The sequence below is a fragment of the Shewanella intestini genome (genome assembly GCF_018221465.1).
In the GTDB taxonomy this organism is placed as follows: domain Bacteria; phylum Pseudomonadota; class Gammaproteobacteria; order Enterobacterales; family Shewanellaceae; genus Shewanella; species Shewanella intestini.
The window spans coordinates 1-9,627 of record NZ_JAAIKR010000028.1 but is presented as its reverse complement, the minus strand read 5'-3'; the positions used below and the strand labels follow the sequence as shown (position 1 = coordinate 9,627).

Annotated in this window: 10 protein-coding genes; 6 read left to right on the top strand and 4 right to left on the bottom strand. The window is 43.4% G+C overall.

Annotation, left to right across the window (positions count from 1 at the left end):
* From G3R48_RS16855 to G3R48_RS16840, 4 genes are all read left to right on the top strand, one after another.
* Positions 1–454, top strand: a 454-nt coding sequence (locus G3R48_RS16855) for a hypothetical protein (RefSeq protein ID WP_212593413.1), incomplete at its 5' end; no start/stop codon positions are given.
* Between the two features lie 18 nt (positions 455–472).
* Positions 473–892, top strand: a complete 420-nt coding sequence (locus G3R48_RS16850; RefSeq protein WP_153666349.1) for a hypothetical protein — start codon at positions 473–475, stop codon at positions 890–892.
* A 104-nt stretch (positions 893–996) separates the two neighbouring features.
* Positions 997–1,266, top strand: a complete 270-nt coding sequence (locus G3R48_RS17445; protein WP_380714659.1) for a GIY-YIG nuclease family protein — start codon at positions 997–999, stop codon at positions 1,264–1,266.
* Complete coding sequence (locus G3R48_RS16840; RefSeq protein WP_153666350.1) at positions 1,259–2,125, top strand: leucine-rich repeat domain-containing protein; 867 nt, start codon at positions 1,259–1,261, stop codon at positions 2,123–2,125. Before G3R48_RS17445 ends, G3R48_RS16840 begins: the two co-directional genes overlap by 8 nt.
* 278 nt (positions 2,126–2,403) lie before the next feature.
* Here the strand turns inward: G3R48_RS16840 and G3R48_RS16835 are convergent, their stop codons facing one another.
* Entirely contained in the window at positions 2,404–3,165 is a 762-nt protein-coding gene (locus G3R48_RS16835) for a class I SAM-dependent methyltransferase (RefSeq protein ID WP_153666351.1), read from the bottom strand.
* Positions 3,166–3,305: 140 nt separating this feature from the next.
* Between G3R48_RS16835 and G3R48_RS16830 the strand changes: the two genes are divergently transcribed.
* The gene (locus tag G3R48_RS16830; protein ID WP_153666352.1) at positions 3,306–4,148 is read left to right on the top strand and encodes a 23S rRNA (adenine(2030)-N(6))-methyltransferase RlmJ; all 843 of its coding nucleotides are present in this window, start codon (positions 3,306–3,308) and stop codon (positions 4,146–4,148) included.
* A gap of 6 nt (positions 4,149–4,154) precedes the next feature.
* Here the strand turns inward: G3R48_RS16830 and G3R48_RS16825 are convergent, their stop codons facing one another.
* From G3R48_RS16825 to G3R48_RS16815, 3 genes are all read right to left on the bottom strand, one after another.
* The gene (locus G3R48_RS16825) at positions 4,155–5,531 is read right to left on the bottom strand and encodes a M28 family peptidase (RefSeq protein WP_153666353.1); all 1,377 of its coding nucleotides are present in this window, start codon (positions 5,529–5,531) and stop codon (positions 4,155–4,157) included.
* An 89-nt stretch (positions 5,532–5,620) separates the two neighbouring features.
* Positions 5,621–6,454 carry a lytic transglycosylase domain-containing protein gene (locus G3R48_RS16820; RefSeq protein WP_323741283.1) on the bottom strand — a complete coding sequence of 278 codons (834 nt, stop codon included), beginning with the start codon at positions 6,452–6,454 and terminating at the stop codon, positions 5,621–5,623.
* 9 nt (positions 6,455–6,463) lie between these two features.
* Positions 6,464–6,979, bottom strand: coding sequence for a hypothetical protein (locus G3R48_RS16815; protein ID WP_194823927.1), 516 nt, complete (start codon positions 6,977–6,979; stop codon positions 6,464–6,466).
* 493 nt (positions 6,980–7,472) lie between these two features.
* On the opposite strand from G3R48_RS16815, the gene G3R48_RS16810 reads away from it, so the two are divergent.
* Complete coding sequence (locus tag G3R48_RS16810; protein WP_153666355.1) at positions 7,473–9,071, top strand: AbgT family transporter; 1,599 nt, start codon at positions 7,473–7,475, stop codon at positions 9,069–9,071.
* Positions 9,072–9,627 lie beyond the last annotated feature (556 nt).

Genomic DNA, 9,627 nt, shown 5'->3' with positions numbered 1-9,627 from the left:
ACTCAATGTATTAACTGGAGGCCTAGGTTCGGTTGTAACTTTAGGAGGAAAACTTGTAGTATCAAAAGCGGCAGTGATAGCATCAAAAGCGGTGGTGGCAGCAGCTAAAGATACAAATGAAATAAAAGCTTTGGAAAATATTGCTGCTGATGTTACAAAGGGAACAAGCAAAGCTGACCAATTGAGACAAGGTAAAGATGTTCGTGCTAAAGACGTAAAAGAGGCTCGCGAGATTTTAGACAGTATGCCTGAGCTTCGCCCTGGCCCTGGCAATGTTTCTCCAGGTATGCGTGACCGAAGAAACACCTTTCGGGGCGACCTAATAAATACTAAAGACCCTACAAGTTCAAAAATCCATGATCGTGGAAAACACTCGGATCAGCCTCATTTCAATGTTGATATTCGGGATTCAAATGGTGTACGTCATAAACCAGCCATTTTTATCGATGATTAATTAAAAGGTATGTTTACGATGACACTTGATGAGATAACAAAATACATAACTACAGGTTCTAGGTCATTAGTCTGTGTCTTTAGGGAAAGACTCGAAGCTATTGGGCTGTTTGTAGTGTCTTTTTATATTATGGGGAAACCAGGTTCATATGTTCTTAGTGTGGAGTTTGACCCAATTGATATGGTAGATGATGGTGAGGGGTGGGTGTGGCACTCTAGACCTATGGCTATGACAGCACTTGTTGATGTGTTAGAAAGGCATTTAGGCATTGATCTCACAGGCTGGGAAAACGTAACGAAGTCAGGGCGTCTTTCCTTTTTTGACGGTGAGATTGACAATGAGTTGTATCAGCAGCAAGAAAGTAGATTTAAAACAGAGTTTAAGTTAGGGAAAACACTTCTGCCCAAAGGGATTGTTTGGGAGAAAACCCCAATTTAACTTCATATTTACAGATAAGGCCTGCATTTGCAGGCTTTTTTATGGCTGAAATTTAAGCTTGGTTTAATGTTACAAAGAGTACAGGGAAAACAGCCAAAGAAGGGATATATGAATTTACTGATACCGCAGGAAAAAAATATTGCGGTCAATCGTGCAATATTCCCAATCGCCTTAAACAGCATCAAAAGACTGGTAAGTTAGACGCTAATCAGAGTGTTCAAACAACCGAAGTCCTAGGCGGTAAAACCGCACGTGAAATTGCAGAGCATAAACGTATTCAGGAAATAACTCGCGGTGAGCCAGCTCGTTTCTCGGACAAAGTATCTAATAAGGTTGATCCAATCGGCCCTAATAGGAGTCATTTACTTGACTAAGAATGATCAGTTTTTTATTGATGATGCCGAAAATAATATGGGGCGCTGTCTTGTTCTGACGGCGCCTTGGTCGGATGGTATTAAATCAATAGTCGAAAAGGAAAATATTTCTGTACTGCGATTAAGTCAGTCGGTTGGATGGAAAGGGGATGACATATCCTTTTTGAAAGAGTTGCCGAATCTTCGAGGTGTGGAAGTTTATTCTTGGGGAGTTAAAGACTTAACCCCTTTGCAATCTTTAAAAGGGCTGGAGTATTTGGGGTTGCAATGCGAGTTTAGCAAGGCTCCAGATTTTTCTGATTTTAAAAGCTTGAAAATATGTAAGCTGTTATGGCGTCCGAAGGCAAAAACTATTTTCTCTTGTAATGGTTTGAGCCGACTTAATATAGTTAATTACCCTTCTGGTGACTTATCTGACATTGAATGTATGAAGGATTTACAGCGGCTTCAATTAACGTCAAAAAAGCTCGTTTCTTTATCGGGAATTGAAAAGCTGGCATCATTATCAACTTTGGATTTGGCAGAGTGCTCTAAATTGGAAAGCTTGTCTGGAGTTGAAAAGTGCCAACAGCTGGAAACAGTGGAGCTTGAGGGGTGTAAAAAAGTACATGATGTAGCTTTGCTTGGCGAGCTAGAAAACATCAAAAATCTAGTGCTAACTGACTGTGGGAAAATCAGGTCATTACAGCCGCTTGCTAGCTGTCGTTTGCTTGAGAATGTTACTTTTGTTGGTGATACGATTATTGAAGATGGTATGTTGGCCCCCTTGTTGGATATACCCCAGTTAAAAAAAATGTGGTTTGTCGATAAGAAGCACTACTCCCATAAGAGAGATCAGGTCGCAACAATATTGTCCTAGTCCTAGCCCCAGTAGCCCTCAAATGCGGGCTTTTCTTTATCTGTTATTTATCCCCCTTAGCCGTTGTTTGCCACTGCACTGACTGCTGAGCTCGATGCTTGAGTATTAACCCCTCCAAAACACCTTGAGCCAGTTGCCTATCTTCCTCATCAAATTGGGAGATGGCTTCAAACTGCAACCTTAACCGCTCATCTGGCCCACGATCTTATCGTTCAAATTATGCACACTTATGCTTTAAACAACAACAGCAGCAAAAGCGACCTTAATAGGTTAATAAGCTATTTCATTGCCGCTTTTACATACACATCAAAACGATTCTTTTTCTGAGCCAGTACCATACTGGGCTTTACGCCATCTAAGTCTTCAGCATAGTCGGGGCGTTTTACTACGACGCGCTTGGTTGCTAAGGCTTGAGCAGGCTTGAGTAAACCATCTGCGTCTAGGTCTGCACCCACTAAGGTTTGAAATACGCGCATTTCTTTTTTCACCATGGCTGATTTTTCACGGTGAGGATACATAGGGTCAAGGTAAACGACATCAATGTCATCTTTGGCTTTTGCCCCCGCCTCAGCAAGTGCTTCAAGGCTTGAACCGTGAAATAACTGCATGCGCTCACGCATCCACGAACCTATTTCTGCGTCGTCATACGCGCGGCGTAGCCCATCTTCTAGCAACGCTGCCACAACAGGGTGACGCTCAACCATGGTCACTTTACAACCAAGGCTTGCTAGTACAAAGGCATCACGGCCAAGGCCTGCGGTGCCATCAACCACGTTAGGGGTCACGCCTTGCTTTAACCCTACCGCTTTGGCAATTGCTTGGCCGCGCCCGCCACCAAACTTACGCCGATGCGCGACTGCGCCAGTGACAAAATCGACACTGATACCGTCAAGCTTGGGTTCGTCACGTTTATGCAGCGTGAGGGTATTATGTTCAAAGCGCAGTTCAAATGGTGCGTGTTGATCCCAAACTAACTGCCAACGCTCACAGACATCGACCAAGGTTGGATATTGCTGATTGTAAAAAATAGGAGTGTGCAAAGTGTTAAACCACTAATTGATAAGCCTGTGGCTATTATGCCAAAAGGCCAATGCGGTGAATACCTATACCTATGCCTGAGTTGCCCTTATAATGGCGCTATCTTGCAGTTTTGCTGCTAACCCCGTATTTGGACACCCCCATGTTAAGTTACCGCCACGGTTATCATGCTGGCAATTATGCCGATGTACTTAAACACTCAATGCTGCTGCAAGTATTAAAAGCCATGCAGAAAAAGGCCAAGCCATTTGTCTACATTGACACTCACGCAGGTGCTGGTGCGTATTCATTAGAAGATGAGTTTGCCCAAAAAACGGGTGAGTATTTAGACGGGGTCGCTAAATTGTGGGACCACGACAACTTGCCTGCACCATTGCAAGATTATGTCGCCGCAGTTAAGCATTTTAATGCAGAATATGATGAGTTAAGCGTGTATCCGGGCTCACCGTCGTTTGTTGATGTTGAACTACGCCAACAAGACCGAATGGTATTGCATGAACTACACAGCACCGATCATGAGTTACTAAACGAGTACTTTGAACAAGACAAACAAGTAAAAGTGATTAATGGTGACGGCTTAAAAGGATTAATTGCCGCCGTGCCGCCATTAGAGCGCCGCGCAGTGGTATTAATTGACCCAAGTTATGAAATAAAAACCGATTATGTGGATGTTGCCAACACCCTTATTAAAGCCCACAAAAAGTTCTCTACTGGGGTATATATGTTGTGGTATCCGGTGGTGCAGCGCGAACAAACTGAAGCCATGCTCAGTTTGTTAAAAGACAGCGGCATTAAAAAACAATTGCGCATTGAACAAGCTATTGGTGCAGACAGCGAACAATTTGGTATGACCGCCGCAGGCTTGTGGATTATTAACCCGCCTTGGCAAACAGACGAGCTAGCCCGTGAAACACTGGCTTGTTTAGCGCCATTACTGGGCAGCACTAACGGCAATGTCAATGTGCAGTGGGAAGTGGGCGAATAGCGCGACTTAGTTAAAAAATGCCCCGGTTGCGCCGGGGAACACCACAGGACTGACGTTACCATTGGCCGCAACGCTGGCTACACCAAATAGATAATTATCAATCACTCTATTTTCGAGCATAAATTCGTTTACGTTGCCAACATAGCGGCTGTGTGTCCATTCAGGTTGCGTGGTTAACCGCCAATAGACCCGATAGCCGACAACCGTTTTATCGTTCGATTGCGCCCACGTTAAGGTTGTACTTGGCGACACTTGACCTGCAATATTCACCGACGTTGGCGGCGCGGGTGCCCACGCCATCGAGGCCAAACTAATTGCATTTAACGCCGTTAATTTGGCCGTAAAATCAAAATCGACCCCCTCAATGACATCGCCCATGGGTTTACCGTTTTCAATGCGGATATCTTGATGCTGACGATCATAGTGCTCATTCGTTTCCATCACCCGCACCGCAGGCATTCCTGCTTTATTAAACGGTAAATGATGACCGCCACGCCCAAACCTATCGAGGCGATATACCAACATGACATCAAGGTTGGTCATGTATTGATCAACAAGGGTTTTAATATGACGGGCTAAATTGCGTGAAGCTGAGTCATTTTCGCCACCACTAAAGTAGCGTTTACGTGCTTGTTCTGGGGTTTCAACATAACGCACCCCTTCTGAAAACACCCGCACACTTGCGTTATCAATGACACCATTAATACCTGCAATATTGCCTATCATGTCGTTATTGAGAACCGCTTGAACGCGCCAATTTTGCTCTTTGGCATACTGTGCCAATATGTCACCGCCATACAAACCTTGCTCTTCACCAGACAACGCCGCATACACAATCGTGCCATTAAATTGGTATTGCGATAACACTCTGGCCGCTTCAATTGCGCCCGCTACGCCGGTGGCATTGTCATTGGCACCGGGAGATATTGAAGTGGCGTCGAGCACATCACTCACTCGTGAATCGATATCACCGCTCATCATCACGACTCTTTGAGGGTCAGTTTGACCACGTTGAATGGCAATCACGTTAACGACCTTTGTGGGTTTTATAATGCGTTTACCTTGCACTGTTTGACTTACCCTCACCACTTCAAGGCAGCCGCCACAAGATTGTGAAATGCGATTAAATTCGGCCTCAATCCAACGCCGGGCAGCACCAATACCCTGAGTGTCTGACTGGGTTTGCGATAATGTATGACGAGTTCCAAAACCCACTAACTGGCTGACATCAGCATGTAAGCGCTGCGCATTAGGTGCATTGGCAATGACATATAAACGGAGATCTTCTTGAGAAGGAGCTGGCGTTGCTTGCACGCTTAATGACAAACTGGCTATCACGCACACTACGCCACCACTGAGCACTTTTAATGAATGAGTAAACATAAATATCCTTATTTGTTACACCATAATTGAGCTTTATCCATGACAACAACGTTTAGCAATGACAATGGAGTGTATTGTTTGAACGAGTCTTACAATGCTTTTTTATAACGCTGATATAAAATTTGTACCCGTTTGACATAAGCTTGGGTTTCAGGAAACGGCGGAACGCCTTGATACTTAGCCACGTTGCTTGGCCCAGCATTGTAGGCGGCACAAGCAAGTTCAACATTGTTATTAAACTGCTTGAGCATCTTAGCTAAATAGCGGCTACCACCATTAATATTGTCAGCAGGATTTAGGGCGTCTAAAACCCCCATGTCTTTGGCCGTTAAGGGCATCAGTTGCATTAAGCCTTTTGCTCCTACTCGTGACACAGCTTGTGATTTAAAAGCAGATTCGGCATGAATAACCGCTCGAATTAAAGCGCTATCTATATGATGTTGTTTCGCGGCGTTATCCACAAACGCCTTATAGGATTTGGTATTCAGAGCAATATGATACCAATCAATCGTGGAGTCAGGGCGGCAGGCAAAACATTGGTAAAGCAGCACTTGGTAGCTGTTTTCAACAGGTGGATTATCACTAAATACGGTGATACCCGCATCGTTGGTATATTGATAGACTCGGCGTTTTTCTACTCCAATATCGTCAACGATACCGTGTTCTGAGTAACGGGCTTTATAGCTTTGCTTTGGTTTTTTAGCGCGGCTTTCTTGCGGCAAAGGATAGTCATTGGTTAATACTGGCGATTGGGCGGTTTTAGCCTTGTTGGATGTAGCACTTGGGATGAGCTTAACCATAGGTTTAACGCGATTATCATCTTTAGACAGGCTAAGTTGTTGTTTGTCTTCAGCCATACCATTGGCTGACAGCAAACAGCTAAAGATGATAAATATCCATACAAGACAAACAAAAATGCGCACCCAAGGTTCCTATGCTGTTTGTAATTTAAAAGTGGGTAACGGCTCAATATTGGTGACTTTGCTGACAACCGCGCAGGGAATAATATTAACCCCAGAGTTTAATTCGTTAACGGTATGATTATAAAAGCCTTGAACTTGCTCGATATCTTGCGCTAACTGCGATTGCGCTTGGCGCGTATCGGCTGAAAGCAATTGATCATCTAGCTGAGTCACAAAGTCAGTTAAATCAGTATCGAGTTTTTGCCATTGGCTGAGCGTGGTGGAATCTAACTGTTGCTGAGTCATATTGTTCCACGCAGATTGATCTTCACGTTGCAACAATTTTTTAAAAGTGAATTGGTGTTTTGCCGACCATGACAGTCGCTTTTCATCAACATCTTGGCGTAATAGGTCAAGTCTAAGATGAATTTTTTGACGGATAAGTTTTAATGCTTCAATGGCTGATTCACGACGTTTTTTTAAGCCCACATACCACATGCCTGTGAAAATTACCGCCATACATAGGCCAAATACTAATGCCAACATATTGCTTCCTTTATTATTTTTATCCCCCATATTAACCATATTCTAAGCAATAATTCACCTTTTTAGCATAATCACTGCCCTGCTCGGATTTTTTTAGCGTATGAAACATCATGACAAAAAACACTAAATACTTAGTTATCTATAATAATTTCGCCTTAGGGTTATATATATACATAACGATTAATCACACCGCATCAATATTAAATTAAAAGCTTATTTATCATAAGTATAAACACAAAATAATAATGGGTTATTTTTAAGCAGCTGAGCAAAATAGTGGATTAAATTTAGGACAATTCTCATCACATACTTACACTTTTTAACAATCTAGTATCAAAAAACCATTGAAACTCACCTTTTTAACACTTATCTTGTTTATCTATTGTAAGCACTTTAATTCTACAACCTAATAGATTGGTGAATAAAGAGGTGGGATCCCCTACATTGCTGGACCTTAAAACGCCAGCCCTCAACAGCCAACGCAAGGAAGAACATGAGCACACAACCACCTTCTCAGCACACCACGGCTGAAGATATTTCTAAAACTGGCGCTTTCGTCAAGTTTCTCAATATTGTTGAGCGACTGGGAAACCTGCTACCACACCCCATCACCCTATTTGCTTTATTTTGTGTCGCGGTGATCGTCGTGAGTGGCGTTGCTGGCTATTTCGAACTGTCGGTCATGGACCCAAGACCAGAAGGAACAGCTGGTCGCAGCGCAGACGGGCTTATCCACGTTAAAAGCTTAATGACTGCCGAAGGGTTACAAACGATTGTTTCAGGCTTAGTCACCAACTTTACAGGCTTTACCCCACTTGGCACCGTATTGGTCGCATTACTGGGCGTAGGCATTGCTGAGCGCTCAGGGCTATTGTCAGCGGGCATGCGCCTAATGGTCATGGGTACCTCTCCGCGCATCGTGACTTACACCTTGGTGTTTGCCGGTATTGTGTCAAACACGGCATCTGAATTGGGTTATGTGGTCTTAATTCCAATGGCGGCAATGATATTCCACTCGCTTGGGCGACACCCGTTAGCGGGGCTAGCGGCTGCATTTGCTGGGGTATCAGGTGGCTACAGTGCCAACTTATTATTAGGCACGGTTGACCCATTATTGTCTGGGATTACTGAAGCGGCTGCGCAAATGATTGACCCAACTTACACTGTTGGCCCTGAAGTAAACTGGTACTTTATGTTTGTTTCAACCTTCTTGATCACCTTGCTTGGTGGCTTGGTTACCGAGAAAATTGTTGAACCTAAACTGGGTAAATTTGACATCAGCCAAGCCGGAGATATCGACAAACAGCAAATGGAACACGTCAGCGATCTTGAAAAGCACGGCTTAAAAATGGCTGGGATTTCAGTGGTGATATTCACAGCGGTATTAGCACTGTGCATTGTGCCTGAAAGCGCACCATTACGTCATCCAGACACAGGGCTTGTGGCCGGTTCGCCATTCTTAAAAGGCATTGTGGCGTTCATCTTTATTGGGTTTGCCATTCCGGGCTTAGTCTACGGTAAAATTGTTGGTTCAATGAAAAAAGACACTGACGTTATTGACGCCATGTCGCAAAGCATGAGCACCATGGGCATGTATATTGTGTTGGTATTTTTTGCCTCACAGTTTGTGGCATTCTTTAAATGGACCAACCTTGGTGCCATTTTGGCTGTTGCAGGGGCAGAGGGATTAAATAGCATTGGCTTAACAGGGCCGATGGTCTTTGTGCTGTTTATTATGCTTTGTGGTGTGATTAACTTGTCATTAGGCAGCGCCTCTGCACAGTGGGCTGTTACTGCGCCTATTTTTGTGCCGATGTTAATGTTAGTCGGTTACGCCCCTGAAGCGATTCAAGCCGCTTACCGTATTGGCGACTCAGTAACTAACCTTATTACTCCCATGATGAGTTATTTCGGATTAATTCTCGCAGTGGCTTGTCGCTATAATAAAAACTTAGGTATAGGCACCCTAATTGCCACTATGTTACCTTACTCCATTGTGTTCTTTATTGGTTGGACAATCTTCTTCTTTATCTGGGTATTTGGTTTAGGTTTACCTGTTGGCCCTGGTGCTGCAACGTATTACACGCCTTAAATGTTTACTAAGTACATATCGAAATATCGCCTATGAATAGGCTAATGCTCTTCAGATAAGTGTTATTTTTTATATTTAATTGGTGAGCGGCTAGACAAATAGAGCACCGGGGTGGGTACGTTCGGTGCTTACTTTTATCTGAAGGATAAAGTGGTTTATATCCGCTCACATTTGCTTAAGTTTAGCTGGCTAATTTTCCATCTGGTAATAAAAGAGCCACCATAATTGAGTAATAGTCCAACTTATATTAGAAACGTTGTTAGGTACTTTTGATTAATTTTATCGGATTTACTACAGGTAAAATATCATCCTGTTTGTGGTGTCATCTCTTTTTATTATAAAACATCCAATTTATTTTTCTCAAACGCAACACGTAAAAAAGCCCAATGCGTTAACAACGGGCTTATCACAGTTTTTCGAGTTGCTTTTGTTAGGTGCACGACTGGCAATGACCCACTGTTAATGCGTAAAACCCCTATTCTCAAACCCCAGACGTAAAAAAGCCCATTGCGTTAACAATGGGCTTATCACACTCTTTCGAGTTGCTTTTGTTAAG